Origin of the sequence: Streptomyces sp. NPDC086549 (genome assembly GCF_044746205.1) — a bacterium.
In the GTDB taxonomy this organism is placed as follows: Bacteria; Actinomycetota; Actinomycetes; order Streptomycetales; family Streptomycetaceae; genus Streptomyces.
This window is the reverse complement of the sequence record NZ_JBIVBS010000008.1, coordinates 187,504-213,415: the sequence shown is the minus strand read 5'-3', so window position 1 is coordinate 213,415 and position 25,912 is coordinate 187,504. Positions and strand designations below refer to the sequence as shown.

Below are 25,912 nucleotides of genomic sequence, written 5' to 3'. Positions count from 1 at the left end.
TCACCCGGCGGCATCGGGCGGCCGGCAGGTGATTCGTATGGTGCGAGGTGCCAGTCACCGGCCCGTCACTCGTACGTCAACGCCGAACGTCCCGGTTTTTCGACTTCCTTCCTGTTCGATCCTACGAACTTGCTGCCTCAGGGGTTCCGGTCGAGCTTCTGATAGGAAACCTTCCTATCAGAGCGGTACGGACCAACTTCCCACCCCCCACTTCCAGTTGGAGCCCCAGTGGTGCACCTCGACCCTGAACCAGCATCCTCCTCCGGCACCTCCCGCCGGACCTTCGTCGCCCTGACCGGCGCCCTGACCCTCGGCACTCTCCTGGCCACGCCGCGCGCCTCGGCGGTGTCGGCGGCCGCCCCGGGCCTCGACGACCCGGCCAAGAAGGAGATCGCCATGAAACTCGTGTCGAGCGCGGAGAACTCCTCACTCGACTGGAAGGCGCAGTACAAGTACATCGAGGACATCGGTGACGGCCGCGGCTACACCGCCGGAATCATCGGATTCTGTTCCGGCACCGGCGACATGCTCGACCTCGTCCAGCTCTACACCGACCGGAAGCCCGGCAACGTCCTCGCCAAGTACCTCCCCGCACTGCGCCGGGTCAACGGCACCGACTCGCACGACGGCCTCGATCCGAACTTCCCCGGGGACTGGCGCAAGGCAGCCCAGGACACGGCGTTCCAGCAGGCCCAGAACGACGAGCGCGACCGCGTCTACTTCAACCCCGCGGTGCGCCAGGGCAAGGCCGACGGACTGCGCACGCTCGGCCAGTTCACGTACTACGACGCCATCGTCATGCACGGCGACGGCGACGACCCCACCAGCTTCGGCAACATCCGCAAGCGGGCCCTGCGCAAGGCGAAGCCGCCGGCCCAGGGGGGCGACGAGACGACGTACCTCAACGCCTTCCTCGACGCCCGGGTGTGGGCCATGAAGCAGGAGGAGGCCCACAGCGACACCAGCAGGGTCGACACCGAACAGCGCGTCTTCCTGCGCAAGGGCAACCGCGACCTGAACCCGCCGCTGGACTGGAAGGTGTACGGCGACAGTTATCACATCGGCTGACCGCGAAGCTGCGAGCCGGGCGTGAGCCGGGCGCACGGTGTCGGCGCACGCCGGCGCCCGGCCGCGCTCGATCGGCCATTCGGGTGTGTTCTCCTCGGCTGTCCCGGTCGTGCGGACGATGTTCGTCGGCACGGGTGTGATGTTTCCCAAAACGCCGGAATGAAAAGTGGGGATCGGGCAACGTTCCCTTTCATGCCCCGCACGAACATCCTCCGGCAGGTGACACGATGACGACGGCGACCAGGGTGACCCGGGCACCGTCCGTCAGTGCCACCCCGACCACCACCAAGACCTCTCCGTCCGCCTCGGCGTCCGCGCTGCCGTCCCTCACCGGACTGAGATGGGTGGCCGCACTGCTGGTCTTCGGACTGCACGTGCACAACTTCGGCTATTTCGGAGGAGCCGGTGGCCGAATCGTGACCTGGGGACTGGGGGCCGGCGGCGCCGGCGTCTCGTTCTTCTTCATCCTGTCCGGGTTCGTACTGATGTGGTCCGCACGGCCGGACGACCGCGCGCTCGCCTTCTGGCGGCGCCGCATCGCCCGCGTCTACCCGGTCCACCTGGTCACCGCCGCGACCGCGCTGCTCATCGCGTACACGCTGGCCCGTCTGCCCGTGCCGACACCGTCCCAGGCCCTGGCCAATGTTCTGCTGGTGCACTCCTGGTGGCGCCCGTGGTGGCAGACCCTGGACCCGGTCAGCTGGTCGCTGGCCTGCGAGGCGTTCTTCTACGCCGCCTTTCCGCTGCTGGCACTCCTCCTGCGCCGTCTCGGTCCCCGGGGGGCGGTGGCACTGGCCGGGGTCTCGGCGTGCGCGGTGCTCGTTCTGGCGTGGGCGGAGGCGCACCACTGGGCCAGTCAGCCGATCAGTTCCTTCCCCGCCGCCCGCCTGCCCGAGTTCGTCCTCGGCGCCGCCACCGCCCGTCTCGTGCTCCTGGACCGGTGGCGCGGACCCGGCCTGGAAGCCTCGCTCGCCCTGGCGGTCATCGGCTACTTCCTCGTCCCGCAGGTCACCGACGGATACCCGGCCACCGCCTGCACCCTCACCGGCTTCGCCCTGCTCATCCCGGCTGCGGCCGTCGCGGACCTGCACGGACTGCCCTCGCTGTGGCGCGGGCGGCGGCTGGTGCGGCTGGGAGAACTCTCGTTCGCCTTCTACATGGCCCACCTGCTGGTCCTGCGGTCCGCCACCGGCCTGCTCGGTGTCCGCCCGCACTTCGGTGTGTTCGCCGGCCTTGCCGTCACCGCCGCCACGTTCACGGTGTCCCTCGCTCTGTCCTGGGTCCTGTACGAGGCGGTGGAACGTCCCGCGAGACGCCTGCTGCTCCCCAAGCCCGCCGCACGCACCCCTGAGGCCCGGGCCACGGCACCCGAGTGAGGGCCTCGCCGGGACGTCTTCGCATAGCCTCGGGCCATGTCGTATCGCCGCTCCGTGGACGTCGGGGGAATCCGGCTCGCCCACCAGGTGTCGGGCTCGCCGGACGCTCCGCCGCTCGTCTTGCTGCACGCGCTGGGCGAGGACTCCGGGGACTGGGGCACGGTGGCGCCCGCCCTCGCCCGGGGCCGCCGGGTCTACGCCCTTGACCTGCGCGGTCATGGGCGAAGCGACTGGCCGGGGGAGTACTCCCTCGAACTCATGCGGGCCGACGTCATCCGGTTCCTGGACGTGCTGGGACTCCACCGGGTGGACCTCGTCGGGCACTCCATGGGCGGGATCGTGGCCTACCTGGTCGCGTCCGAACAGCCCGAGCGGGTGGCACGGCTCGTCCTGGAGGATGTCTCGGCGCCGAGGCCCCGGCCGGCCACCACCCCGGTCCGGCCGGAGGGCGATCTGACCTTCGACTGGGCCATGGTGCTCGCGGTGAGGTGCCAGATCGACACGCCGCCGGCCACCTGGCTGGAGGGCCTCGACGGGATCACCGCCGAGACCCTGGTGGTGGCCGGCGGACCCGGCAGCCATGTGCCCCAGAACGGCGTCGCCGAACTCGCCCGCCTGATCCCGCGCGGCCGTATGGTCACCATCCCGGTCGGACATCTCGTCCACGACGCGGCCCCGGAGGCGTTCACCGAGGCGGTCTCGGGGTTTCTGGAGTTGGATTCGGAGACGGAGACGGAGACGGACCGAGACGTCGGTCCCGGCTGCCGGTCATGACACGGGGGTCAGGCGGGGCGGTGAGCCGGCCGCCTGCCCGGCGCCCTTCCACGTGCCGGCCCAGGAGGAGGGAAGGGCGTGCGTCCTGGCGGCGGAGCGGGACGGGGAGGGAGAGGAACCGTGGCCGCAGTCGCCCTGCTCGCGGTGGTCAGTGACCGCCGGAGGGCTGGTCGCAGCCGGAGTGGTCGGGGTAGCCGCCGAAGGCGTCCGCCCGGGTGGAGTCGCGGTTCATCTTCCCCTCGACGCACAGCGGGGAGGCGTCAATGAGGAAGCCGACGCCTGTGGGGCCGTTCTGGTACGACTGCACCTTGCCGGCGGAGTAGCCGAGGTGGGTGAGCGCCTTGCGGGTGCTCGCCGGATCGAAGTCGCCGCGCTTGCGCAGTGGTTCGAGCGCGTTCTCGATGTGCTCGACCGCCGCGAGTCCGTCGCAGCGGCGGCGGCCGTGCAGTGGGAGGGGAACCATGAAGCCGTGGTTCTCGGCGTAGTGGTCGGTGGGCGGCGTCGCCGGGCCCGAGGTGGCCCCGGCCGATGACGGTGTCGGGCTGGGGCTCTCGCCGGGGCACGGGAAGTCCGTCGGCCTGCCGGGCGTCGCAGCCGTGGTCCGGGACGGCCCGTCTGCGCCGATGCCGTCCCCCGGCCGATGCGTTCCGCACCCCGTGGCCAGCACGGCCAGCACGGCCACCGGCAGCAGTCCGTGCCGGACCCCGGTCGCCTTGATCGTTGTCATGCCCCGATCCTCCCCGGCGTCGGGGCGGGCGTCATGAGTTCTCGTACTCAGGGGGCACACATTCCGACCGCGCTCCGGAGGGCGCCCCGTCACCGGCGAATATCCAGGTGACCGCGGCTTCGCACGTCACGACAATGGACCCTCGACACACCGGGCTCCCTGCCCAGCACGAGAAAGGCGGCCGCCCGTGCCCGTTCCGAACGTCATCCTGTCCGGGATCGTCGGCTCCACCGCGTACGGACTCGCCCATGAGGGTTCCGACATCGACAGGCTCGGCGTCTTCGCCGTCCCCACCGCGGAACTGCACGGCCTGCACCGCCCCAAGGAGTCCCACGTCACCACTGGCCCGGACCGCACCCTGCACGAAGCCGCGAAGTGGTGCCGCCTCGCCCTTGGCGGCAATCCGACCGCGATGGAGCTGGTGTGGCTGCCCGACGAGCTGTACGAGGTGCGGACGCCGTTCGGGGACGAGCTGATCGGCATACGGTCCTCGCTGCTGTGCGCCAAGCGCGTCCGGGACGCCTACCTCGGCTACGCCACACAGCAGTTCCGGCGCCTGGAAGCCCGCGGTGACGGATCGTTCTCCGCGGACACGCGCAAGCGCACCGCCAAGCACGCCAGACACCTGAAGCGGTTGTGCCACCAGGGCCTGGAGCTGTACACCACGGGCCGGCTGACCATCCGGGTCGAGAACCCGCAGGAGTACCACGACTTCGGCGAGCGAGTGGCTGCCGACGCGGCCGCCGCTCTGCCTGTGCTCCGAGCCTACGAGACCGCGTTCGACGAGACCACCAGCGTGCTCCCGGAGCGACCGGACGAGGCGGCCGCAGAGTCATGGCTGCGCCGCGTGCGCGCCCACCTCTATGCCGGGGAAGTGGCAGGGAGCTGACCGCACCGCGCTCCGCGATCGGCAGAACCGGGTCGTCACCTGCGGCTGCTGGTGGTCGCCGGTGGTGGTGACAGGGGGGCCTGTTGCAGGGCGGCCAGCAGTTCGTTCCGGCCGGCGAGCAGTTCGGTGAGGATGCGGCGGGCCGCGGCCAGCAGTTCGGCGACGTCGCCGCCCGCGAGCGCGTAGAGGACCGTGGAGCCCTCCCGGATGGACACGACGATGCCCGATCGCCGCAGGACCGCCAGTTGCTGGGAAAGGCTGGACGGTTCGATCTCGATGTCCGCCAGCAGATCCCGCACGGGGACGGGGCCGTGCTGGAGCAGTTCCAGGACCCTGATGCGCACAGGGTGGCCGAGCATGCGGAAGAACTCCGCCTTGGCCTGGTAGAGGGGGACTTGCATGCGCGTGCGCTCCCTGCTGCTTCGGAGTGGTCGCCGGGTCGTGCGGCGGCACCGCGCAGGTGCCGCCGCGTGACCTGCCGTTCGAAGTCGATCCTTGTCGCCCGGGACCACACGCATCCGCGAGTTGGGGTCATGCTGATCTCTTGACTTGAAGAAGTCTTCACATGTTGGACATGCGTGGCCCCGGGTCTTCGGCGAGGTCAGACCTCGAGCTGCTCCTCGACGCGCTTCAGCTGGTGCCGGGCCATCGCCAGATTGGACCGGGTCTTGTCGAGAACGAGGTAGAGGAACAGGCCGTTGCCGTTCCGCCCGGTGACCAGACGGATGAGGTGGTACTGCCCCTCGAGCGTGATGAGGATGTCCTCGATGTCGCTCTTCAGCCCCAGCTGTTCCATCGTGCGGACCTTCGCGCGGATGACGTCGGTGTTGCCCGCCGCGGCGATGTTCAGGTCCAGGTCCTTGCGCCCGCCCAGGGTACCCAGTGCCATGCCGCTGGTGTAGTCGACGACCGCTGCCCCGAGTGCCCCCTCGACCGAGGCCATCATCTCCTTTAACGACACTTCCACGCTTGCCATCGTGCCCTCCCCTTGCTTGTCGGCTGCGGCGGTCCGGCGCGTCGCCTTCCCGCCCGGTGGTTGCACCGTAGACATGCGGGCACGGCTTGATGGGGGCGTCTCCAGGAGTGATGGCCGATGCCTGATAAGTCACGTACGGCGACGTGTTTTTACCGCGGAGTGATCGCCTTCGACCGGTGATCGACGGAGTGCCGGTCATCGGCGCCTGCCCGTACCCGATCGCGCGGTGACGGAGATCAGGGCGCGGTGAACAGGTTCGGGAAGCGGGGCGCGAGCCAGGGCCTGCGTCCCCGGGCGAGGACCTGCCCCTGGGCGATGGCCAGCCACGGGTTGCGTCGGCCCAGCGCTATGAGGAGGAAGGCCACGGGCTCGATGAGGATGGTGCAGTCCGGACGGTCCGGCGGTCCCGGGGTCACGGTCACGGCGCCGTCGGCCAGGGTGACGCCGAACGCCGTGCCGCCCCTGAGGCGGATGGCGTAGCGGGCCGTGAGTCCGGCGGTGCGTGCCGCGTCGGCGACGCGTGGCATGACCGAGAGCATGAACGGCATGCACAGCCCGACACGGTCGCGGTCGATCATGTGCGGGCGGTTCAGCGCACGGGCGATGTCGTAGCCGTGGCCCAGCATGTGGGTCAGCAGATACGACGCGAGAAGGGGCCTGTCCATGGGGCCCAGAGGTGTGACGAGCGGCGGGCCGTCGGCGGTCTCGTCGGTCGCGGCCGAGGCCACGGCGTCCAGGAACGCATCGGCCTGCCCGGTGATCACCGCCGCCAGCGGCTCCGCCCGGCGCTCCCCGAACGCGGCGAGGGACTGCTCATTGGCCGCGGCCAGGCCATGCGGGGTGCCGTCACCGTAGGGGCGTTCACGTCCGGACGCGAGGTCGGCCATCAGCTCGTTGGCCAGTGCCAGATGGGCGGCCGCCTCCCCGAGCGTCCACGCGGATCCCGGTACCGGAACCGTCGTGCCGGGCGCGCCCCGCAACAGCCGCGCGATGTCGTCGGCGGTCTCCCGTATCGCCTGCCCGAGCCCTTCGGGCAAGGGCTCCCTCGTCTCCTGCCCCACCGTCGGATGCACGCCGCCTGCTCCCCTCACGCCCGCCGCGCCCTTTGCGCAGGTGGCGGGGGTACCCAACCAGACGAGGGGGCGCACGACAAGCCCTCTCGCGCCTGTTCTGCTTCGGTGCCGTGCCCGACACGCCTGCCCGGAACCCGGCCCGGCGGGATGCTGCCCGAACGCATCGTCGGTCCACGGGGGAGCCGTGTCCGGCGCATGGAGACGCAGACGCGGCCTGTGAGACGGCTCTGTACGGCTCCCGCCTGTCTGTACGGCTCCCGCCTGCCGGACGAGGCCGTGGGACTTCCCAGCACCCTGCTGGAGACCGGTGTCGCCGGTGTCGTCTCGGCGCTGTGGCGGGTGCCCGCAGTGGCCACGGCGGAAGTGGTCATCCGCATGCACCGGCTGCTGCACCAGGAAACCGGCCGCATGACCCCCGACGAGCCGCTGCGCCGGGCCCAACAGGGCACGCGTGCCGCCACCCTCGCGGAGAAGCGGGCCACGTTCCCCGAGTCGGCAGAGCTGCGGGACCTTGCCGCCCCGGACGACGCCACGGTCCACGCCCACCCGACGTACTGGGCCGGGCTGCACTACACAGGCTGACGGCGAGATCTGTCCGTACTGTCACGCCCGTCCGTCGGTGCTGTCACCGGACGCATCGGGTCCCTCGGCCCCGCCGGACACGGCGGCCCGAAGGGCGGCGGCAAGGGTGGCTTCGGCTGCCGCGGGATCCACGGTCACGGTCCGGATGTCACCGTCGAGACCGGCCACCTGCACATCGGACGGCGCCCGGATCGCTGCGCATCCACAAGCGCCTCACACAGCGCCTCACACAGCGGATCGCGAAGCCGCTGAGGCCTACGAGATTGTCCGCCAGGCCACGGACCGGTCACAGTACCGCCCTGGCCGACGGCACGTCAGGAACAGCGGTGAGAAGTCGGACACTATGGTGCAAGGGCGGATAGGCTGAGCGCCCGATGGTGGGTGCGCGGGGGAATGTCCAGGGGGATCAGAGTGGGCGGCGAGGCGACGGCACGGGCAGTTCTGGTCGTGGGAGCTCGGGCCGATGTCGACCTGGAGGAGCTGGAGGAACTCAGCCTCGGGCTGCGGCAGCGGTTGCTGGAACTCGACGTCGAGGACGTTGAGATGGCCCGCGACGGCACGGGCCCGACCGGCGCCAAGTCCGCTGGACTGATCGCCGTCGGCACGCTGGTGGTCGGCCTGACACCGGGAGTGCTGCGCGGCGTGGTGCGGATGGTGACCGCCTGGATGGAGCATCGCCCCGTACGTACGGTCACGATCACCATCGGTGCCAACAGCTTGGAAGTACAGGCCGTTTCGGCAGAGGACCAGCGCAAGCTGATCGACGCGTTCGTCCTCGCGCAGGAGTCGGCGCCGGCACGGGACGCGGCGGATCCAGGCCCCGGCCCCAGCGCGGAGCCGGACACCGATGGCGCCGCGTGACGCCGGTGGACGACCGGGCGGACGATACGCGCTGCTGATCGCCACGGACCGCTATGACGAGCCAGGTCTGAGCCGGCTGCGGTCACCTGGGCGTGATGCCGCGGGCATGGCCGAGGTGCTGCGGGATCCGAACATCGGCGACTTCCAAGTCGACACCGTCCTGGACGGCCGTCACCATGAAGTCAACCGTTCCATGGAGCGGTTCTTCCTGGACCGCAGCGCAAATGACCTGCTCCTGCTGCACCTGTCGGGGCACGGCATCAAGAACGCCGACGGCGAGCTGCACTTCGCGGCCCGGGACACCGACCGACGGCTGTTGGCCTCCACAGCCGTGTCGGCCGCCTTCCTGCGTACGCAGATGAGCCGTTGCCGGGCGCGGTCCATCGTGCTGCTGCTGGACTGCTGCTACAGCGGTGCCTTCCTGGTCGGCAGCAAAGGCGACACCGCGGTGCACATCAAGGACGAACTGGCAGGTCACGGCAGGGCGGTGCTGACGGCGACCAATCGTGTCGAGTACGCCTGGGAGGGCGAGCACCTCGACGCGCTCGCGCCCGAGCCGTCACGCTTCACCGGACTCATCATCGAAGGGCTGCGATCCGGCGAGGCGGACACCAACCGCGACGGTCTGATCAGCGAGCGCGACCTGTACGAGTATGTCTACGAACGCCTGCACGCCTCCGACGCGAGACAGAGCCCACAGATGTGGGACGAGGTGGAGTACCGGGTCGTAGTCGCCTACGCCCCGGCAGCCGAACGACACCTGCCCGAAGCGCGGCAGCAGCAGCCCGTGCTCGAACACGGGTCTCCTGCGCGGACGTGGCTGTCGGACCGTCCCGAGCCGTCGGCACCGGCGCGACGGCGCACTCGGGACCGGACGGCGGCGCAGCTCGAACGTCTGTGCTTGCCCGACCCGGCCGAACGCGGCTCGGCTGTCGCGGCCCTGGCTCTCCTGGCACGTGAGAACCCCTGTGTTGCCGCAGAGATCGTCGACGGACTGTGCGCCTACCTCCGCTGGGCCGCCCCGGCCGGAACCGGCCCGTTGCGGGAGGCGGGGGTGTACACCGCCGTCGACGTCATCCTGCACGGGCACCGGTCGGGCGGCTCGACCGGGAACCCGTCCAGTGGAGTCGTCCTGCCCTGGTTGACCGACATCTCCCTGGACCTGTCCGGCACCGACCTGTCGGAGCTGTCACTCGACTCGGCGTACATGCTGGGAGCCGGCCTCAACGACGCGACGCTGTCCCTGTCCTCGCTGCGCCACGCCGACCTGCGTGAAGCCGATCTACGGGGCGCCGACCTGACAGCCACCGATCTGACACAGGCCGACCTGCGAGGAGCCGATCTCACCGGCGTCCGGGGACTGACGGGCAAGGCACTGGCCAGGGCACGCATCGACGGTGCCACCATCGTTCCGGACCATCTGATCTCACGCAGCGACGGAGTGGACTGGACCGTCGCGCAGCGCCCCGGTACGGCTCCTTCCCCCTTGCGGGCAGGGCTCGCCCTGGCACAGACACGCGTCGAGGCCGGACTGACGTTGGTGCAGTTCGCCGCCGCCTGCCGCCTGCCCGTGGCCACCCTCCGAGCCATGGAACGAGACCAGGACACCACCGGTGCCCATGCCGACGCCTACCTGCGCGCACTGGATGTGGATGGGGACAGCCTTTCCCTGCCCTTCGGCAGGGGGATGCCGTCCGGCGGCGACGGGGCGGCCGGTACCCATGGTTCGGACCGCCGAACGCCTCCGCCCGCCCGGCCCGACGGGCCCCGGGAGAGGGGGTGACGGGCTGGACCGGGCCATGACCGGCAGGGTCTGCGGGCTCGTGTGTGAGGAATTCGCCCCGCCACGCCGACCGGGAATGGGATGATCGGGCACCGGCTCGCCTCGGGTGAAGGGGGACACGATGGCGCCAGGGGCGGAAGGGTCTTCCCGATCCCCGTTGGAGCGGCTCAGGGACCAACTCGAGCGACTGCATCGCCGGGCGGGACAGCCCAGCGCGCGGGTCATCGCCTTGCGGGCCGGCGGGGCCATCAGCCACACAACGGTCGACAGCGTGTTGCGCTGCGCCGGCACCCCCGACCGGGCTGCCCTGGAACTGGTGGTCGACGCGCTCGGCGGCGACCAGGAGACGTTCAGTGCACTCTGGCGCTCCTCGGCCGACGAGGCCGCGCCTTTGGCGGTGTCCGCTCGCACGGACTGGGCCGAGGCGGAGGCGGTGCCACAGGCGGCTGCGGTTCTGACCATCTCGGAGCTCGACGCTGCGAAGGAGGACCTGCACGAGCAGGTCGCCCAGCGTCAGCAACGGGAGAGCGACACACGACGCGAACTGTTCGCGGCCATGGAAGCCCGCGCCGATCTCAGCGACCGCATCGGGGCCCTGCGCGAGCAACTGGGCCGGGAGCGGGGACGCAACGAGGAACTGCGTCGGCGGGTTGCCGCGTTGGAGGCGGAGTGCCGGGAGCACACGCACGGCATCCAACGGCTCCAGGACGAACTGCGCGAACTGCGGGAGGAGCGCGTTGTGCTCCTGGAGAAGCTGAACGAGCTCAACCTGCGCCGTTGCGAGTTGTACTTCAGCTGGGCAAGGGATGAGGAAGACCGGCGTCGCAAGGCGGAGCACGAGTACCGGGCGAAGGACTCGGAACTGAGTGCGCTCCAGGACCGGTTGACAGCCGCTGAGGCCCTGCTGGTGACGATGGCGTCCCAAGCGGGCCACAACGGCAGGGGGCCCGGCGACCGGCCGACGTGATGAGGTCGTCCGATTTCTACGAAGACGTCACCCACCGGGTCCGCTGTGCTCAACCAGTGAAGAATTGACGAGAGTTGTGAAAGGTGAGAAGAATTCGCCTTGCTTCGCTGTGCCTGGAGCAAGCGAAGTGACGCGAGTGACTCGGTCGTCCACGCCTTCATGGCGTCTGCCCGTGTCGACCCCTCGCGCTCGGCCACCTCCCACACATTTCACCTTCACAGAGGCCCACTTTGTCGCGTTCGCTTCAATCGAGAAGAACTCTGGCCGCCCTCGCGGCAACCGCTTTCACCGGGGCCGTCCTCCCCCTGCTCGGGGCCGGCGCCGCGAGCGCCACGACGTCCGGCGACTGCCAGTCCGCCACGGTCCAGTACCGCATCGTCGATGCCGACGGAAAGCCGGTGGGCGCGGACTGGACCTCGCAGGGCGGGTTCCACCAGTGGGACAGCGCTCCCGGCACCGTAGAGGTCCGACTGGCCCCGGGCCAGAGCGTCGGCGACGGCTGCAAGTACCCCGTCTCCCTCTCCGGATACACCACCGAGGGCTCGAACTGGTACACCTCCGGACACCAGACCCTGGTCGACAAGGCCACGGTCTACCTCACGGCCGCGGACGTCGCCGGCTCGGACGACGCGAAGCGGACCTGGCAGAAGCTGTCGGTGGAGACCCCCGACTGCTACGGCCAGATCGACCTGTACGGCGACGACGTCTCGTACGACGGCAAGACGGGGGAGGGGCACGGCCCCGCCCCCTACGAGCCCGACAACGTCGTCACGCCCTACCACCTGATAGCGGCGTGGAACGGCGGTGACAAGCCGTGCACCCCCGCGACGCCGGACTCGCCCACGCCCACGCCGTCGCAGCCCACCCCGGCCACGCCCGCGACACCCACGACTCCCGCGGGCAGCCGGCCGCCTGCCGAGGCGACGACTCCGCCGACCACTCCCAAGCCGTCCACCACGCCTCCCACGACACCGGACGTGCCCCCGCTCGAGTCGACGCCGCCCACCTCCCCGACGCCGTCGCCCAGCGACAGCAAGCCGCCGCTGGCCGAGACGGGCGCGAGCGCCCCGGTCGGCCTGATCGCCGGCGGCGCGGCCCTGGTGATCGTCGCCGGAGCCGGAGCGGTCTTCATGTCCCGCCGCACGCGCCGCTCCTGACACCGGCGCACGGGGTCACTCCCGTACCGGGGTAGGCACCCCGCGTCGAGCCGCTGACCCGGGGTTCGCCATTCCCGGAGAGGCGCTCCCTACGGCCCCGGACTCCCCGTCCGGGGCCGTAGCCGCATCCGACGGCGAGCGAGTACCTGCTCGGAGACGGACAGGGCGAAGCGCGGCCAGTTCACCCGGCCCCGCACAGTGTCACGACCCGAAGATCACTTGAAGTACGACGCCGATGAGTCCTAGCCCGGGGAGCGCGGCGACTGCCAGACACAACCAGGATGCCGCCTTCGCAAGCCGCGTTCCGTGCTCCCGCAGGACCGCGAAAGCGATCGACGCGACGCCGACCACGACAGCGGAATAGAACAGCGCGGCCATGGTTCACCTCCCCGACCCGCGAGACTCTACCCTGGCTGTTGCCCCTCCGCGCCAGCACCTGCGCCGTGTCGTCCTAGCCCTCCGGCGGCCGGGCGACGCCCGACGCGCGGACGTCCGCCGGACACCCGCGACATCGCGCCGACCTTCCGAGCTGGTGCTCTACGGCACCGCCAGGCCGCAGGCCAAAGCCGTTTGCCCGTGAAGTAGCCTTACCGCGGAGGGGTGGCATGTCTGCGTGGATCATTTTGGGCTCCGGCTGCTTTGCCGTGGTCCTGGGCGCGTTGACCTTGATCGGCCGGGGAATCGCAGCGTACGCGGGGTCGCCCAGGGCTGGTTGGGGTCGGATAGCGATGGGTGGCGGCTTCGTCCTGGACGGCGGAGCCAGACTTCTCGGCTTGTCCTCCGGAGCGGGGATGGTTGTTTCCGCCATTGCCCTGGGGATCATCGTGCTCGGTGCGGTGCTTCAGCTCCGGGCTGGAGTGTTCGCCAAGACTCGTCATGCCGGCGACGGAGATTGAGCAGCGCCGCTACTCTTCGGCACCCAACAAGATCGAACTGGTGAAGCAAGCCGAGTGAACGTGCCCGCCTCTCGCGTACGCTGCGCGCTATGCCGGACGAGGAACCCCTGACCTGTCCCCAGTGCGATGGACGGCTCACGATCGGCGCCATGGTGCTCTGCAAGCGAGAAGAGGACGGCCGGCGCGTCTGCCGCGTGGTCTCGGCCTGCGACAGCCAACACGTCTGGTGGAGGTGGTCGGACAGGCTGCCCGGGGACCTGGAGCCCTGCCCGTATCCGAAGCTCCTCACCGGCTGACAGCCACGACAGCAGACATGGGCACCCCAGGGAGACCTTTCGTGGCCGTCCAGTGCTGGAGGCGCCGCTTCGTAGTTGGGGGCCGGAACCCCTCCGCGTCAGGAGACCTCGGCCTGCTGTTCCCTCCGCAGGTCCGAACGCCGCTGTGCGCACAGCGGAGGCCGCTTCGGCAAAGCCGCTGTAGGCGGTTAGGCGTTCTTCTCGCATCAGCCGTCTCCAGGTGAAGGCTTCGGTACGGTTCGCCGTCCTTCGCTGGAAGAGGAACGTGACGAACGATCCAAGCAAGGTACCTGCAACAGCCACGAGACTTGCCAGGGCGCCATCCACTGAGCCAGTTGAGCACAGAGGCGTTTCCCACTACCAGTCGCTGGACCCCAGCAGGCGGCCGGATGAGAGCGATGACGAGGCCGGACCTCAAACCAGCCAGTGTGAAAGAGGGGATCCTAGGCGCCAAGGAGCGGTGGTGTAGTGGCTGAATCGTTCATCAGCGGCCTGGAGTGCCACACATGCTCGAATGGCCTGATCGTCTTCAGCGTCGATGCCGGACGTGCTCACCCGGCCTGCAACCTACGACGAGATCCGGGCGATGGGCTGGAGCCTGCTCATCCGCGACTCGTAGGAGTAGGCCGCTCGTACAGCAGGGGCGCGGCCGGCCGGGAGGTGATCATCCTCGGGTACGACGACCGGACTGCGTCGATCACGGCCGACGCCGACACCGCCATCGACCGCATCCGCCGGGCCATCACCGAGCGGGTGGGCAGGGCGAAGCTGATGGTGGGCGGGCCGCACCGAACGGAAGCCCGCCCACCCCAGGTCCCACCACAGTCCAAAGTCGACCTGTACACGACGGGGTCGGCTGGGGAACCGCTTGGCCTGTGTTCGGCGGAGAGATCATCATGTGGGAATGTCTGAGAACCAGCCCTCTGTGGCACCGACTGTGGTGCGGCTCCCCCAGTACACAAAGGCGGACCAGCAGGAGATCCTTGGCAAAGGCGATGACCCCTTCGGTGTCGCCTCGACCGGTCTGACCTGGCTGCCGAAAGAAGAGCACTTCGGCATCAGACACGACGGCCGACTCGTGGCACACGCCGGCCTGCTGCGCCTGCCTGTCGCGATCGGCGACGCCGAGACAGAGGTGGTGGGTGTCGGCGGGGTGGCCGTCGCACCCGGCATGCAGGGTCAGGGCCTTGCGCGGCTCGTCGTCACAGCCGCACTGGAGCACGCCCGCACGATGGGTCCTCAGCACGCACTCCTGTTCTGCCGGCCGGCTCTCGTGCCGCTCTACCAGCGCCTCGGATGGCACCCGCTCGACAAGGACGTACTCGTCGAACAACCCGAAGCCCGCCTGGTGACCATGCCGCTGCGGACCATGGTGACGCCGTTGCGCGGCGACGCCCGCTGGCCCTCAGGGCCAGTGCGACTGTTCTCGCTCCCCATGTGACGGGCCCTTCAGGGAGGGCCGCCCAGCGCGGCGACAAAGGGGTCACCCATCCCGCACCGGCGTCAGTTCGCACCAGCATTTTCGGCTCGAACGCCCAACTGTTTCCCGTCAGTTGTCGATGCCTGGATCCCACGCTGTGGATTGAGTGTGGTCTCCTGTGGATTCGCGTACCCACGCATGACGACCGAAGTCCGGATGCGAGGATGAGGCGCCATGACAGCAGGGTGGTGTTCTCGCACGGTACGGGCCGCGGTCTTCGCGGCCGTATGCGTGCTGCTCGCTGCCCTGGGCCACGTTCTGATGTCCGGGAGCGACGTTCCCGGCTGGGCGCTGGCCGTCGGCGTGGCCGTGACCGGCGGCGCCGGCTGGTGTCTGGCGGGCCGTGAGCGCGGGTTGCCGTCGGTCGTGGCCGTCGTGGTCGCCGCACAGACGGTGCTGCACGAGGCGTTCTCGCTCGCCCAGTCGGCGGCGGACGGTTCGGCGTCCATGGACATGCGCGCCATGGACGCCGCGGACATGGCCTCGATGCGGATGGACTCCATGGACGTGGGGCACCCGAGTGCGTCCCTCGTGGGGCACTCGGCGGACGCCGCCTCGTCGTCGTGGGGCATGCTCGCCGCCCACCTGCTGGCCGCGCTGCTGTGCGGCCTGTGGCTCGGGTACGGCGAGAGGGCCGTGTTCCGCATCCTGCGGGCCGTGGCCGGCCGGCTGTGGGCGCCCCTGCGGCTGCTGCTCGCCCTGCCCGTCACCCCGGACCGTCCGCGCCTCCGGGTCCGGCGCCGCCGCTCGGAGCGGGCGCCGCGACGCCTCCTTCTCACCGACTCGATCACCTCTCGGGGACCGCCCACCGGGACCGCTGTCGTCTGAGGACAGCTGGATTCCCGAGACCGCGCACGCGCGCCTCGGGCCACGGCCGTACGCCCGCGCAGGAGCCGTAGCGCGACAGCGCCGTAGGCGTAGGCCGTCTCCCCACTCACCGGACCGTCCGCGCTCTCGCGCGCCACCGGTCCGGATCACGGATGACCGAGAAGGACACCAGGTGACTATCCCTGCCCTGCCCACCTCGCGCCACGAAGGCGACAAAGCCGGAGCGCTCGATGAGTCGATCACCGCATGGGCGCTGGCCGCACGAGGCGGTGACACGGACGCCGTCGAGCGGTTCGTGCGCGCCCTGCACCGCGACGTCCAGCGCTATGTCGCCCACCTCTGTGCCGACCCGCAGGCGGTCGACGACCTGGCCCAGGACACGTTCCTCCGGGCGCTCGGCAGCCTGCACCGCTTCGAGGGCCGCTCCTCGGCGCGCGCCTGGCTGCTCTCCATCGCGCGCCGCGCGGTGATCGACAGTTACCGGTACGCCGCCGGCCGGCCGCGCCTGTCCGACGTACCGGACTGGCAACTGGCCGTGGAACTGGCCCAGCCGCAGAACCTGCCCGGCTTCGACGACGGCATAGCCCTGGTCGACCTGCTGGCGTCGCTGCCGGACGAACGCCGGGACGCGTTCGTCCTCACCCAACTGGTAGGCCTGCCCTACGCGGAGGCGGCGGAAGTCAGCAAGTGCCCCGTCGGCACGATCCGTTCGCGTGTGGCCCGGGCCCGCGCGACCCTGATGGCTCTGCTGGACGACGCGGGTACCTCCCACGCCCTTGAAGCAGTGGGGGAGGACGAGCCCGCCGTCGTGGCGGCCTGAGCCGTCGGCGAGGAGACCGGTGCCGGTCCCCTCGCCGGCACCGCGGCGATTCGCCGGATCCGCACGCCAGCCGGGCGGGAACTCAGGGCGCCTTCGCCGCGACTACTGGACCGTCTGTCGATCCCCCGCAGCCGGTGGGCGCTCCCGAGTTCGGCATTCGTCTGCTCGACGCCCCCGATGCCCCCGACGCCCGGACCACCCCCTGGCACTCCGCCGCCCTGTGCCGCCCCGACGGCACCTGGACCCTCATGCCCCGGACCGAGGCGACGCGTCAGGGCCGCCCGGTACGACGCGACGGCAGGGCCGGCCACTTCGAGGGGCTGCCCTGTTTCGGCTGACGGGACCGGGCGGAGCGGGTGGGTGTGGTCGCCCGGATGATCGCGGAATGCATCCCGTCGGCGATCACGGGGGAGAGCCGGGATGATCTCGATGCCGGTGAAGCCCGCGGCGCGCAGGCGCGCGCGGTACTCGGCTGGGGACAGCGCACCGGCGACGCGGCCGGTACGCTCGGCGCGCTCGGCGACGCGGCACCTGGGCCTACGCCTGGGTGCGGCCGGGCACCGCTGGCGGACCTGGGCGTGAGGCCGCAGTGGACGATCGATGACAGTCCGGCCGGATCCCGCAGAACCGCATCGATGTGAGGAGGGGCGGTCACTGCTGTCGTTCGTCCGGAGTCCTGTCGCCGGATTCGGTGCCGACCTCGGCTCGCAATGACGGCCTCCGGCCCAGCCGCACCGCGAAGTCGCCGTCCCGGCGGCCAGCCACCCATCACCCGCGTGAACAACCCTGCGGGTCGATACACCTAGGCGGTGCCGGCCATGGTGCGCAGCAGAAGTACGGTGACGTCGTCCGTGCGCTGGCCGGTGGGCCAGGCATGGCGGATGAGGCTGTCGGCGAGGGCCTCCAGGTCATGCTCGTCGGCGGCCGCGAGGTGGTCGACGAGGTCGCTGGTGGCCTGGGCGGGGTCGGTTCCGGGTCTCTCCACGAGGCCGTCGGTGTGGAGGGCGACGATGGCCCCGGCGGGCAGCGGGATGGCGGTGAGGGGGTAGCGGGCGTCTGTGTCGATGCCCAGGAGCGGACCGGGCTCGACGTCCAGGGCACGGGCCTGCTGTGGCGCGGGACGGAGCAGCGGCGGTACATGTCCGGCGCTGGCGAGGGTCAGTTCGTTGCGGCGCAGGTCGAGGTGGGCGTAGAGGCAGGCCACGAGCAGGTCGGGTTCGAGGTCTGCCAGGAGCCGGTTGGTGCGGGCCAGTACCTGATCAGGGGTGGCCCCAGCGGTTGTGTGAGCGTGTATGGAGGTGCGGACCTGTCCCATGAGAGCGGCCGCGGCGATGCTGTGACCCTCGACGTCGCCGATCACGGCGGCAGCGGTGGAGTCGTCCAGGCGCAGCAGGTCGTAGAAGTCCCCGCCGACCTCGACGCCGTGGCCGGCCGGCAGGTATCGGGTGGCGACCTCCAGGCCGGGCAGTGCGGGCAGCGTGCTGGGCAGGAGGGCCCGCTGGAGCTCGGTGACGAGGCGGTGCTGGGTGTCGTGGAGACGGGCGCGGTCCAGCGCCTGCGCCATGAGACCGGCCAGTGAGGTGAGGACGGCGCGCTCGTCGGCGGTGAAGGAATGGGGCTGGTCGTAGGAGAGGATGCAGCAGCCCACCGGGCGTCCCGTGATGACCAGGGGAAGGAAGGCCCACGCCTGTTTTCCGCTGACCCGGGATGCCGTGGGGTAGCTGCGGTCCAGGTCGGCTGGGCTGGGGAAGAAGGCGGGGGCGCCGCTGGCCAGGACTTGGCCCGCGGGAGTGAACTCGGTGCCGAGCGGCAGGGCGTCGAGGCGTTCGATGTTCTCGGCCGGGTAGCCGTGATGGCCGGCGATCTTCAGTCGGCCGGCTTCGGCGACGGAGAGCACGAGGCCCTGGGCACCGAAGGCGGACAGGATCTGCTCGACGATCAACGCGACGACGTCACGCACGGTGACCACTTCCGTGAGAGCGGCAGCCAGATGGACCAGTTGGTAGAGCCGGCCGGTGGGCGTCACCGAGGCACGCCACGTGGTGGCCGGAGCCCCTGTGCCTCCGACTGCCTCGTCGCGGGTGGTGATCCGGACACTGATGCCGCTGGCGTCCGGGTACAGGTGGAAGGTCAGCCACTGATCCGGCGGTCGAAGCGCGCCGAACGAGACCGGCACACGGCTGACGACCGCCGTGCGGTACTGGTCCTCGTACGCGGGATCGTCCAGCCAGGGGAGAGCCTGCCAGGGCCGCGTCCCCAGCAGCAGGTCCGGGCCACGGCCGAGCAACTGGGCCGCCGCGGCGGTCACGAACGTGATGCGGCCCTCCAGATCGAGGGCCAGGGCGCCTTCGGGAAGGCGTTCCAGATAGTCGAGGGCTGCCAGCCCGGTCTGGTCGGGGTGGCGTACGGAGATGACGGGGACGGCGCGCGGTTCGTCGGGCAGGTCGGGCGGAGGGGGTGAGTCGTCCAGCAGACGCGCCATGCGGTGGGCGCCGGCGGTGATGTGGCTGCGTTCGCGCGGTGTGGCCTCGTGCGGGTGGTCGGCGGGCCACATCAGCACGATGCCTCCCCAGCAGCGGCGTACGCCGGCCAGCGGGATCGCGGCGAGAGCGAAGGGGTAGGGCAGGACCGCGGAGGCGCGCGGATAGCGGCGCGCCATCTCGTCCTGGCCCCCGACCCACACGAGCCGGTCGAGCCGGATGGCGTCGGCGACCGGGACCGGAGCGGTCAGCGGCAGCCGTTGCCACGGCGCGGTGAAGTCCACGGGCAGCCCGCACAGGGCCACCAGACGCAGCATCGGCTCCGTCTGTTCGATCAGGTACACGCCGCCGATCGCCGCACCCGTGCGACGGACGAGGTCGGCCAGAACCGTCCCGAGAACATCGCCGAATGTTCCGTCGCCGCTCATATCAGCGTCGCCGATCACATAAAAACCGTATGCCCGACATGGATTCCCTCGCTCCGTCACGCTCACGGGCGCCTGATCCACTCTGATCCACTGGCGGACCGGCCTGACCACGGCTGCCACCGGTCACCGAGAGGGAAGCTGCTCCGCCCGCGGGGCGGTGTCCGTCACGCTCTCCGGAGGAAGTCCTGGCCGGGGGTGTCTTCGAGCTGGGCCGTGCCGGAGCGTGGTCGGTCGTTCATCACGCACCACCCCTTTCCGTCCGAGTGCCCGGAGGCGGGACCGGGCCCGCGGTCACTCCTGCGGGTACCCTCTCGGCGGCTCGCCCACCGGTCGGTCGTCGGGCGTCGGGCGTGCCTGCCCGGCAGCGGCGTCGAGCCGTGCCCCCCGTCGCCGACGGCATGGGGGGCGGCGCTGTCATCCCGCGACGAGATCGGCCCATCGGGTAACCCGGCCGGAGTAGATGCTCATGCCGTGCCGAGTCGCCAGCGCGTGGACGATTTCCATGCCCCGGCCGTGCTCGTCCGGGTCGGTCCCCGCCGGCCACGTTCCCGCCGTAAGTCCGGGTCCCGCGTCGATGACTTCTACCCGCAGGGTGTCGCGTCCGTCGCGTCGGCGCCATGACAGCCGCAGCTCCGCCGGGGCCAGGGCATGGACGATGGCGTTGGTCACCAGCTCCGACACCAGCAGCAGCGCGTCGTCGACGATCTCCGGTGACACGTCCCAGGCGGCCATGACCGCACGCGCACGCTGTCGCACGGTCGAGACGGTCCCGGCCGTGTGCGGCAGCGGACCAATGTGATCGACTGCTTCCCGAAGCATTGTGTCGAGCTGTGCCGCCATTTGCTCTCCTCCGGTAAGCGCCTCCGGCCGGAAGCCGGTCTTCAGCGCGCTTGCGGTGGACGTTAAGTAGTCGACAGCAGCCGGTCAACGAAGGGTGGTCGGCATTGTCGAACGGTGCCCCCCACGTGCTGCAAAGCCGGTGACCTGCACGTAAAGCGGTCAGCGGACAGCGGTACTACGCTCGTTTCATGGCCGGCCCAGTCCAGTCGATCGAACGGGCGGCGGCGATTTTGCGGCTGCTCGCTGGTGGGCCCCGCCGACTCGGACTCGGCGAGGTGGCAGCCTCGCTCGGTCTGGCGAAGGGCACCGCCCACGGCATACTCCGCACGCTCCAGCACGTCGACTTCGTGGAGCAGGATGCGGCGACGGGTAAATACCAGCTCGGGGCCGCCCTGCTGCATCTCGGCACCAGCTACCTCGACGTCAATGAGCTGCGGTCGCGCTCCATCAACTGGGCCGACGCCCTGGCCGCCCGCAGCGGGGAGGCCGTCCGCCTGGGTACCTCCCTGGAGGGCAGGGTCCTCGTCGTCCACCATGTGTTCCGGCCGGACGACTCGCTCCAGACCCTCGACGTGGGCGCGCTGCTGCCGCTGCACGCCTCCTCGCTCGGCAAGGTTCTGCTGGCCTTCGGGACCGCGCCGCTGGAGTCGGTTCTGGAGTTCGGGCTGGAGACGTACACCCGGCACACCCTGGTCTCCCCGGAGCAGCTCAACCGGGCGCTTGCCGAGGTCCGGGAACAGGGGTGGGCCGCCGAGGTACAGGAAATGAGCATGGGTGAGGCAGGCATCGCCTCGCCGATCCGTGGGCACGGCGGTCTCGTGGTGGGTGCCATCGGGCTGTCCGGTCCGGTCGAGAGGATCTGTGACAGCCAGGGCCGTCCCCTGCCGAACCTGATCACCCTGCTGCGTGAGGCCGCACGGGCGATCTCCCGGGATCTGGGCGCAGCTCGCTGGTAGTCCCACCGCCGCTTCGACACATCGGACATCGGAAGGCAGACCCGATCATGGTTGAACGGTATGTGATGTCCATCGATCAGGGCACCACCTCCACCCGATGCATCCTGTTCGACCAGCAGGGGCGGCTGGTGTCGGTGGCCCAGCGGGAGCACGAGCAGCACTTCCCCAAGCCCGGCTGGGTCGAGCACGACGCCGTCGAGATCTGGCGCAATCTCCAGCGCATAGTGCCCGAGGCCCTGTCCGATGCCGGTGCGGGCGCGCGAGACGTCGCCGCCATCGGGATCGCCAACCAGCGGGAGACCACGGTGCTCTGGGACCGGCGGACGGGTGCCCCGCTGGGCAGGGCGATCGTCTGGCAGGACACCCGCACGGCACCGCTCGTCGACGAGTACAGGGTCCGCCCCGGAGACGAGTTCTTCCTGGAGCGTTGCAGCCTGCCCCCGTCCACCTACTTCTCCGCGCTCAAGATCCGCTGGCTGTTCGACCATTTCGGCGGGCTGGAACAGCGTGCCAAGGACGGCGAGGTGGCGATGGGCACGATCGAGAGCTGGCTGATCTGGAACCTCACCGGGGGTGCGGACGGCGGCCTGCACATCACCGACCCCACCAACGCCAGCCGCACCATGCTGATGAACATCCGCACCCTCACCTGGGACGAGGAGCTCCTGGCGTTCTTCGGGGTTCCCCGCGCCATGCTGCCCGAGATCCGCTCTTCGGCCGAGAGCTACGGCGAGGCCAGCGCGCTGCTCCCGGGCGTCCGCATCACGGCGGCCCTCGGCGACCAGCAGGCCGCTCTGTTCGGCCAGACCTGCTTCTCCCCCGGGGAGGCGAAGTGCACGTACGGAACGGGCAGCTTCCTGCTGCTCAACACCGGTACCGATGTCGTGCGGTCCCGGAACGGACTCCTCACGACCGTGGCCTACAAGGTCGGGAACACGGCCCCTGTCTACGCCTTGGAGGGTTCCATAGCCGTCACCGGCTCACTGGTCCAGTGGTTTCGTGACCGCCTGGGACTGATCAGCAGCGCGCCGGAGATCGAGACCCTCGCGCGGACGGTCGAGGACAACGGCGGCTGCTACATCGTCCCCGCGTTCTCGGGCCTGTTCGCGCCCCATTGGCGCAGCGACGCACGGGGTGTCATCGTCGGCCTCACCTCGTACATCACCAAGGGGCACCTGGCCCGGGCCGTGCTGGAGGCCACCGGCTGGCAGACCCGCGAGGTCGTCGACGCCATGAACGCGGACTTCTCGGTCCCGCTGAAGCAGCTCAAGGTGGACGGCGGTATGACGGCGGACAACCTGCTCATGCAGTTCGTCGCCGACGTGCTCGACGTGCCCGTGGTACGGCCCATGGTCGCCGAGACGGTCTCCCTCGGCGCCGCCTACGCCGCCGGGCTGGCCGCCGGCTACTGGTCGGACCTGGAGGTTCTGCGTCGCCACTGGCACCGGGCCGCCCAGTGGCTGCCGGACATGGACCCCGAGCGGAGGGAGTCGGAGTACGCGGACTGGAAGCGGGCCGTCGAGCGCTCACTGGGGTGGATCAGACCGCCGGAGTCCCCATGACCCGGGATCCGGGATCCGGGATCCGGAATCCGGGGGTCATGGGGACCGGCTGCTGAGTGTCAGCGCTTGGTGTAGATGAAGCCGACCTTGTCGAGTTCGTCGCCCGACCGCCCGTGGAAGCCGGCGATCTGCCAGCCCGACGGGGCCGTACGGGTCACGCAGTCCGAGGTGGTGGTGCCGCCCGCGAGGGTGTGACCCAGGTTGGTCGTGAACTTGGCGTAGAAGATCCGGGTGTGGCTGTCCTTCACGCCCTCGCACAGGTAGGCGCTCGTCACGTACTCGCCGCTGCCCAGCGTCAGCGAGGACGCCGTGCCACCGGTTCCGCCATGGGTGAGCGTGGTGCCGTCGCTCAGGGTGATGCCGACCTGGTCGACCCGGGAGCCGGAGCGCAGCGCGATGGTGGTGGCGCGGGCACCGGCGGCTACCTTGTCGATGTCCTGGTAGTAGTCGCCGTGCGGACCGCCGAACTGGTCGCTCAGCTGGAAGTCCGGGTTCTGCGACCACGAGAAGCCGACGGTGATCGGGTCGTGGTCGGAGAGCATGAGGCCGTCGGAGGTCAGGAACTTGGCGTGCTCGTTGTTGTACGAGGTCGCGTTCAGGGTGACCAGCTTGCTGCTGCGGTACAGGACCTTGTCCACGACCTCGCAGGTGTTGGGCACGGTGGCCCCCGTCTGGTCACAGACCAGCGCGTCGCTGCCCTTGGCGGGCGGTGTGCCGCCGCGGATCAGCTGCACCCAGGCGTCGGTCAGGCCGTTGGCCGCACCGAACTCGGCGATGGTGTCGCCGGTGCGGGTGTAGCGGGTGTTGGTGTCACCCATGACCACGACCGCGTTGCCCGCCGAGTGCGACTGGATGAACGAGGTCAGCTGGTTCAGGTTGTCCGCACGCGAGGCGAGGTCGCCGTCGTTCGTGCCCGCGTTGGTGTGCAGGTTGTAGAAGTCGACGTAGACGCCCTCGGCGAGGCGCTCGCGCATGAAGGTGAAGCCCTTCGGCGTGAGGCAGTCGCCGGAGTCGAGCTGGCACGAGTTCCAGCCCACGCGTTCGAAGTCGTCGCCGTCCCAGGCGTAGTTGGAGACGGTGTTGAGCCCGCTGCCGATACCGGCGCCGCCGCTGGTCGCGGTCCGGTAGGGGTGGGTGTCGGTGGAGTACAGGTAAGCGTGGTAGTTGAAGTCCTCCTGGACGTTGACGATGTCGTACGGTGCGATGCGCCGGCCGATCTCCGTCGTGCTGGTGTCGCGCGGGGTCGGCGCGCTGGACAGGGCTTCCGGAAGGCCGGCGACGTTGTACGTGAGCACGCTGAACGTGCCCGAGCCGGCAGCCGCGGCCGGCGTGGCTGTCGCCGTGAGCCCGCCGAGGGTGGCGACCGCGGCCGCCAGACAGGCGACGAGTCTGCGCATGGGGGTGTCTCCTACATGGGGGGAGTGCCGATCGGGGTGTGGACATGCCAAAACTTAGCGGAAAACGCTTTCTGTGCACCCCTGCGCGTCCGACCAATCGGGGAATTCCATGTGACCGAGAGAAGATCAACTCCCTTTTCCCGGAGGCTGGTTGAGGGGAGGGGACGGTGAGGCGGGGCAGACACCAGGCCGCCGGGACGAGGAGTCGGCCGTGGTCACGACCACAGCCGCCGCTGTCGGCTCTTGGGGAGGGCCGTCCGTCCCACCGTCGCCGCCAGTTTGCGCAGCCGCCGCCATTCCAGGGGCGGCTTGACCGCGGGTACGCCGGGCCGGTTGCGGGGGACCCGGACGCGCAGGGCGCCCGGCTGGATGCGGCAGCGGACGGGCGCGGGCAGCACCATGGCCTCGCCGTCCACCCCGACCTCGACGTCGCCCTTGTCGGAGTCGACGACCACCTGCCGGGCGGTCACCGCGGTGAGCCCCTCGGCGTACCGTCCCAGCAGCAGCTCGGCGGCCTGGGCGGCGCCCTCCACCTTGACGCCGAGCACGCCGAGCACGCCCAGGTCCAACCGCTCCCGACGGCCCAGACCGGCGATGTCGTCCGTACGGTAGGGGTTGTTGCTGACCAGCACGGCCTGGGGCGTGTCGATGACGATGTCCGGGCCGCCCGTGCCCGCGACACGCGCGGTGAGCAGCGGACCGCGCTCGTGGGTGAGCAGTTCGGGCAGCAGATCCAGCGTGGTGCGCACCTTGTCGTCCCGGTACGCGGGGCTCTGCACGACCGCGGCGTACGCCCCGAACGACGCGTTGTTCACGAAGGGATGGCCGTCGGCGAAGCCCAGGTCGACCCTGACTTCGACCCCGTCGGTGAGTGCCTCCAGGCACGTCGACGGGTCGTTGCGGTCGAGCCCGAGGTCCATGGCGAAGTGGTTGCGGGTGCCGGCGGAGATCACCAGGAACGGTACGTCGTGCTCCGCCGCGACCGCCGCGACCAGCGCCTGCGTCCCGTCCCCGCCGGCGACGCCGAGCAGGTCGGCCCCTTCGTCGAGCGCGGCACGAGCGAGGGCGGTGACGTCTTCGGGGGCGTCCGGCCGGCCGGTGTCGAGCAGATGCACGCGGGCTCCGAGCTCTTCGGCCTTCGCCTTCAGCCCGAACTGCTCGACCTTCCCGCCCCCGGACTGCGGGTTCATGATGAGGAACGCCCGGGCGGGAGGGGGAGTTTCGTACTCCACGACCTGTACGACGTGCGACCGCGTGCCGCTGAGCGCGACCTTCCCCGTCCACACCGACAGCGCCCACAGGGCCAGCAGCAGGAAGGGCAGCCACAGCAGGTGCGCCACGGCGAAGAGCGCGATCGCGGCGCCGGGCGCGGCGACCGCGACCACGCCCGCGCAGGCCCTGAGCCACCCGCGCCGGGTGAGCGCCCACCACAGTGCCGCCATGCTCACGGCGATCGAGAGAGCCCCGATCAGCACGAGTGCCACCCCGCCGGAGGGCGCGGTCGCGAGCGGTGCGATCACTGTCAGTCCCGCGGACGTCAGGGACGCCCGCGCCGCCCACCGCTGCCGCGCATGCGCCCGCATGTCCAGCCCCGAGCCCGCACTCGCGTTCCGGCCAGGTCCCGCGCCCGTGTCCAAGCTCCGCTCCGCCTTTCCCGCCTCGGTCCGCCAAGGATCAAGCACGTACAAGGATCAAG

Annotated in this window: 27 protein-coding genes; 18 read left to right on the top strand and 9 right to left on the bottom strand. The window is 70.3% G+C overall.

What is annotated here, in order from left to right; translation table 11 throughout:
• The first annotated feature begins 231 nt into the window (after window positions 1-231).
• The 3 genes from ACIPSA_RS25620 (at window position 232) to ACIPSA_RS25610 (ending at window position 3,218) form a co-directional block, all read left to right on the top strand.
• Window positions 232-1,068, top strand: coding sequence for a chitosanase (locus ACIPSA_RS25620; RefSeq protein ID WP_402638318.1), 837 nt, complete (start codon window positions 232-234; stop codon window positions 1,066-1,068).
• Between the two features lie 227 nt (window positions 1,069-1,295).
• Complete coding sequence (locus ACIPSA_RS25615; RefSeq protein ID WP_402638317.1) at window positions 1,296-2,444, top strand: acyltransferase family protein; 1,149 nt, start codon at window positions 1,296-1,298, stop codon at window positions 2,442-2,444.
• 36 nt (window positions 2,445-2,480) lie between these two features.
• Window positions 2,481-3,218 (top strand): alpha/beta fold hydrolase, encoded by a 738-nt coding sequence (locus ACIPSA_RS25610; protein ID WP_402638316.1) that lies wholly within the window; start codon window positions 2,481-2,483, stop codon window positions 3,216-3,218.
• A gap of 148 nt (window positions 3,219-3,366) precedes the next feature.
• Here ACIPSA_RS25610 and ACIPSA_RS25605 read toward each other — a convergent pair whose 3' ends face one another.
• A complete protein-coding gene (locus tag ACIPSA_RS25605; protein WP_402638315.1) occupies window positions 3,367-3,945 on the bottom strand; it encodes a hypothetical protein in 579 nt (192 codons plus the stop codon).
• A gap of 187 nt (window positions 3,946-4,132) precedes the next feature.
• On the opposite strand from ACIPSA_RS25605, the gene ACIPSA_RS25600 reads away from it, so the two are divergent.
• Window positions 4,133-4,834: a DNA polymerase beta superfamily protein gene (locus tag ACIPSA_RS25600; RefSeq protein ID WP_402638314.1), complete on the top strand. Its 702-nt coding sequence runs from the start codon at window positions 4,133-4,135 to the stop codon at window positions 4,832-4,834.
• 35 nt (window positions 4,835-4,869) lie between these two features.
• Here ACIPSA_RS25600 and ACIPSA_RS25595 read toward each other — a convergent pair whose 3' ends face one another.
• From ACIPSA_RS25595 to ACIPSA_RS25585, 3 genes are all read right to left on the bottom strand, one after another.
• Complete coding sequence (locus tag ACIPSA_RS25595) at window positions 4,870-5,235, bottom strand: ArsR/SmtB family transcription factor (RefSeq protein ID WP_402638313.1); 366 nt, start codon at window positions 5,233-5,235, stop codon at window positions 4,870-4,872.
• A gap of 200 nt (window positions 5,236-5,435) precedes the next feature.
• Window positions 5,436-5,810 (bottom strand): hypothetical protein, encoded by a 375-nt coding sequence (locus ACIPSA_RS25590; RefSeq protein WP_402638312.1) that lies wholly within the window; start codon window positions 5,808-5,810, stop codon window positions 5,436-5,438.
• A gap of 236 nt (window positions 5,811-6,046) precedes the next feature.
• The gene (locus ACIPSA_RS25585) at window positions 6,047-6,883 is read right to left on the bottom strand and encodes a maleylpyruvate isomerase family mycothiol-dependent enzyme (protein ID WP_402638311.1); all 837 of its coding nucleotides are present in this window, start codon (window positions 6,881-6,883) and stop codon (window positions 6,047-6,049) included.
• A gap of 195 nt (window positions 6,884-7,078) precedes the next feature.
• Here ACIPSA_RS25585 and ACIPSA_RS25580 point away from each other — a divergent pair, with 195 nt between their 5' ends.
• The 5 genes from ACIPSA_RS25580 (at window position 7,079) to ACIPSA_RS25560 (ending at window position 12,233) form a co-directional block, all read left to right on the top strand.
• Window positions 7,079-7,465: a CHAT domain-containing protein gene (locus tag ACIPSA_RS25580; protein WP_402638310.1), complete on the top strand. Its 387-nt coding sequence runs from the start codon at window positions 7,079-7,081 to the stop codon at window positions 7,463-7,465.
• 393 nt (window positions 7,466-7,858) lie between these two features.
• Window positions 7,859-8,326 carry a hypothetical protein gene (locus ACIPSA_RS25575; protein WP_402638309.1) on the top strand — a complete coding sequence of 156 codons (468 nt, stop codon included), beginning with the start codon at window positions 7,859-7,861 and terminating at the stop codon, window positions 8,324-8,326.
• Window positions 8,313-10,109 carry a pentapeptide repeat-containing protein gene (locus ACIPSA_RS25570; protein WP_402638308.1) on the top strand — a complete coding sequence of 599 codons (1,797 nt, stop codon included), beginning with the start codon at window positions 8,313-8,315 and terminating at the stop codon, window positions 10,107-10,109. The genes ACIPSA_RS25575 and ACIPSA_RS25570 overlap by 14 nt, the downstream gene beginning before the upstream one ends.
• 271 nt (window positions 10,110-10,380) lie before the next feature.
• The gene (locus ACIPSA_RS25565) at window positions 10,381-11,076 is read left to right on the top strand and encodes a hypothetical protein (RefSeq protein ID WP_402638307.1); all 696 of its coding nucleotides are present in this window, start codon (window positions 10,381-10,383) and stop codon (window positions 11,074-11,076) included.
• A 230-nt stretch (window positions 11,077-11,306) separates the two neighbouring features.
• The gene (locus ACIPSA_RS25560) at window positions 11,307-12,233 is read left to right on the top strand and encodes an LAETG motif-containing sortase-dependent surface protein (protein ID WP_402638306.1); all 927 of its coding nucleotides are present in this window, start codon (window positions 11,307-11,309) and stop codon (window positions 12,231-12,233) included.
• 201 nt (window positions 12,234-12,434) lie between these two features.
• Here ACIPSA_RS25560 and ACIPSA_RS25555 read toward each other — a convergent pair whose 3' ends face one another.
• Window positions 12,435-12,611 carry a hypothetical protein gene (locus tag ACIPSA_RS25555; protein WP_402638305.1) on the bottom strand — a complete coding sequence of 59 codons (177 nt, stop codon included), beginning with the start codon at window positions 12,609-12,611 and terminating at the stop codon, window positions 12,435-12,437.
• A gap of 227 nt (window positions 12,612-12,838) precedes the next feature.
• Between ACIPSA_RS25555 and ACIPSA_RS25550 the strand changes: the two genes are divergently transcribed.
• The 7 genes from ACIPSA_RS25550 to ACIPSA_RS25520 all read left to right on the top strand — a co-directional run bounded on the left by ACIPSA_RS25550 (window position 12,839) and on the right by ACIPSA_RS25520 (window position 17,194).
• A complete protein-coding gene (locus ACIPSA_RS25550) occupies window positions 12,839-13,129 on the top strand; it encodes a hypothetical protein (protein ID WP_402638304.1) in 291 nt (96 codons plus the stop codon).
• Between the two features lie 89 nt (window positions 13,130-13,218).
• Window positions 13,219-13,425 carry a dehydrogenase gene (locus ACIPSA_RS25545; RefSeq protein ID WP_402638303.1) on the top strand — a complete coding sequence of 69 codons (207 nt, stop codon included), beginning with the start codon at window positions 13,219-13,221 and terminating at the stop codon, window positions 13,423-13,425.
• A 904-nt stretch (window positions 13,426-14,329) separates the two neighbouring features.
• The gene (locus ACIPSA_RS25540) at window positions 14,330-14,866 is read left to right on the top strand and encodes a GNAT family N-acetyltransferase (RefSeq protein WP_402638302.1); all 537 of its coding nucleotides are present in this window, start codon (window positions 14,330-14,332) and stop codon (window positions 14,864-14,866) included.
• 213 nt (window positions 14,867-15,079) lie between these two features.
• A complete protein-coding gene (locus ACIPSA_RS25535; RefSeq protein ID WP_402638301.1) occupies window positions 15,080-15,733 on the top strand; it encodes a hypothetical protein in 654 nt (217 codons plus the stop codon).
• A 172-nt stretch (window positions 15,734-15,905) separates the two neighbouring features.
• Window positions 15,906-16,553 (top strand): sigma-70 family RNA polymerase sigma factor, encoded by a 648-nt coding sequence (locus tag ACIPSA_RS25530; protein WP_402638300.1) that lies wholly within the window; start codon window positions 15,906-15,908, stop codon window positions 16,551-16,553.
• A 134-nt stretch (window positions 16,554-16,687) separates the two neighbouring features.
• The gene (locus ACIPSA_RS25525) at window positions 16,688-16,891 is read left to right on the top strand and encodes a hypothetical protein (RefSeq protein ID WP_402638299.1); all 204 of its coding nucleotides are present in this window, start codon (window positions 16,688-16,690) and stop codon (window positions 16,889-16,891) included.
• Window positions 16,892-16,909: 18 nt separating this feature from the next.
• Complete coding sequence (locus tag ACIPSA_RS25520; protein ID WP_402638298.1) at window positions 16,910-17,194, top strand: hypothetical protein; 285 nt, start codon at window positions 16,910-16,912, stop codon at window positions 17,192-17,194.
• A 161-nt stretch (window positions 17,195-17,355) separates the two neighbouring features.
• Here the strand turns inward: ACIPSA_RS25520 and ACIPSA_RS25515 are convergent, their stop codons facing one another.
• Together ACIPSA_RS25515 and ACIPSA_RS25510 are read right to left on the bottom strand one after the other, a co-directional pair.
• Window positions 17,356-19,461, bottom strand: a complete 2,106-nt coding sequence (locus ACIPSA_RS25515; protein ID WP_402638583.1) for a SpoIIE family protein phosphatase — start codon at window positions 19,459-19,461, stop codon at window positions 17,356-17,358.
• A gap of 414 nt (window positions 19,462-19,875) precedes the next feature.
• Window positions 19,876-20,280, bottom strand: a complete 405-nt coding sequence (locus ACIPSA_RS25510) for an ATP-binding protein (protein ID WP_402638580.1) — start codon at window positions 20,278-20,280, stop codon at window positions 19,876-19,878.
• 209 nt (window positions 20,281-20,489) lie between these two features.
• Between ACIPSA_RS25510 and ACIPSA_RS25505 the strand changes: the two genes are divergently transcribed.
• Both ACIPSA_RS25505 and glpK read left to right on the top strand, forming a co-directional pair.
• Window positions 20,490-21,257, top strand: coding sequence for an IclR family transcriptional regulator (locus tag ACIPSA_RS25505; protein WP_402638297.1), 768 nt, complete (start codon window positions 20,490-20,492; stop codon window positions 21,255-21,257).
• A 47-nt stretch (window positions 21,258-21,304) separates the two neighbouring features.
• Window positions 21,305-22,819: a glycerol kinase GlpK gene (glpK, locus tag ACIPSA_RS25500; protein WP_402638296.1), complete on the top strand. Its 1,515-nt coding sequence runs from the start codon at window positions 21,305-21,307 to the stop codon at window positions 22,817-22,819.
• Window positions 22,820-22,878: 59 nt separating this feature from the next.
• Here the strand turns inward: glpK and ACIPSA_RS25495 are convergent, their stop codons facing one another.
• Window positions 22,879-24,216, bottom strand: coding sequence for a jacalin-like lectin (locus tag ACIPSA_RS25495; protein ID WP_402638295.1), 1,338 nt, complete (start codon window positions 24,214-24,216; stop codon window positions 22,879-22,881).
• Between the two features lie 215 nt (window positions 24,217-24,431).
• Entirely contained in the window at window positions 24,432-25,799 is a 1,368-nt protein-coding gene (locus ACIPSA_RS25490; protein ID WP_402638294.1) for a diacylglycerol/lipid kinase family protein, read from the bottom strand.
• Window positions 25,800-25,912: the final 113 nt, after the last annotated feature.

Coding starts and splice junctions, on each gene's coding strand:
- ACIPSA_RS25615 (WP_402638317.1), top strand. CDS start 1,296: ATGACGACGGCGACCAGGGTGACCCGGGCACCGTCCGTCAGTGCCACC.
- ACIPSA_RS25610 (WP_402638316.1), top strand. CDS start 2,481: ATGTCGTATCGCCGCTCCGTGGACGTCGGGGGAATCCGGCTCGCCCAC.
- ACIPSA_RS25605 (WP_402638315.1), bottom strand. CDS start 3,945: ATGACAACGATCAAGGCGACCGGGGTCCGGCACGGACTGCTGCCGGTG.
- ACIPSA_RS25595 (WP_402638313.1), bottom strand. CDS start 5,235: ATGCAAGTCCCCCTCTACCAGGCCAAGGCGGAGTTCTTCCGCATGCTC.
- ACIPSA_RS25590 (WP_402638312.1), bottom strand. CDS start 5,810: ATGGCAAGCGTGGAAGTGTCGTTAAAGGAGATGATGGCCTCGGTCGAG.
- ACIPSA_RS25580 (WP_402638310.1), top strand. CDS start 7,079: ATGGAGACGCAGACGCGGCCTGTGAGACGGCTCTGTACGGCTCCCGCC.
- ACIPSA_RS25575 (WP_402638309.1), top strand. CDS start 7,859: ATGTCCAGGGGGATCAGAGTGGGCGGCGAGGCGACGGCACGGGCAGTT.
- ACIPSA_RS25570 (WP_402638308.1), top strand. CDS start 8,313: ATGGCGCCGCGTGACGCCGGTGGACGACCGGGCGGACGATACGCGCTG.
- ACIPSA_RS25555 (WP_402638305.1), bottom strand. CDS start 12,611: ATGGCCGCGCTGTTCTATTCCGCTGTCGTGGTCGGCGTCGCGTCGATC.
- ACIPSA_RS25550 (WP_402638304.1), top strand. CDS start 12,839: ATGTCTGCGTGGATCATTTTGGGCTCCGGCTGCTTTGCCGTGGTCCTG.
- ACIPSA_RS25545 (WP_402638303.1), top strand. CDS start 13,219: ATGCCGGACGAGGAACCCCTGACCTGTCCCCAGTGCGATGGACGGCTC.
- ACIPSA_RS25540 (WP_402638302.1), top strand. CDS start 14,330: ATGTCTGAGAACCAGCCCTCTGTGGCACCGACTGTGGTGCGGCTCCCC.
- ACIPSA_RS25535 (WP_402638301.1), top strand. CDS start 15,080: ATGACAGCAGGGTGGTGTTCTCGCACGGTACGGGCCGCGGTCTTCGCG.
- ACIPSA_RS25515 (WP_402638583.1), bottom strand. CDS start 19,461: ATGAGCGGCGACGGAACATTCGGCGATGTTCTCGGGACGGTTCTGGCC.
- ACIPSA_RS25510 (WP_402638580.1), bottom strand. CDS start 20,280: ATGCTTCGGGAAGCAGTCGATCACATTGGTCCGCTGCCGCACACGGCC.
- ACIPSA_RS25505 (WP_402638297.1), top strand. CDS start 20,490: ATGGCCGGCCCAGTCCAGTCGATCGAACGGGCGGCGGCGATTTTGCGG.
- glpK (WP_402638296.1), top strand. CDS start 21,305: ATGGTTGAACGGTATGTGATGTCCATCGATCAGGGCACCACCTCCACC.
- ACIPSA_RS25495 (WP_402638295.1), bottom strand. CDS start 24,216: ATGCGCAGACTCGTCGCCTGTCTGGCGGCCGCGGTCGCCACCCTCGGC.
- ACIPSA_RS25490 (WP_402638294.1), bottom strand. CDS start 25,799: ATGCGGGCGCATGCGCGGCAGCGGTGGGCGGCGCGGGCGTCCCTGACG.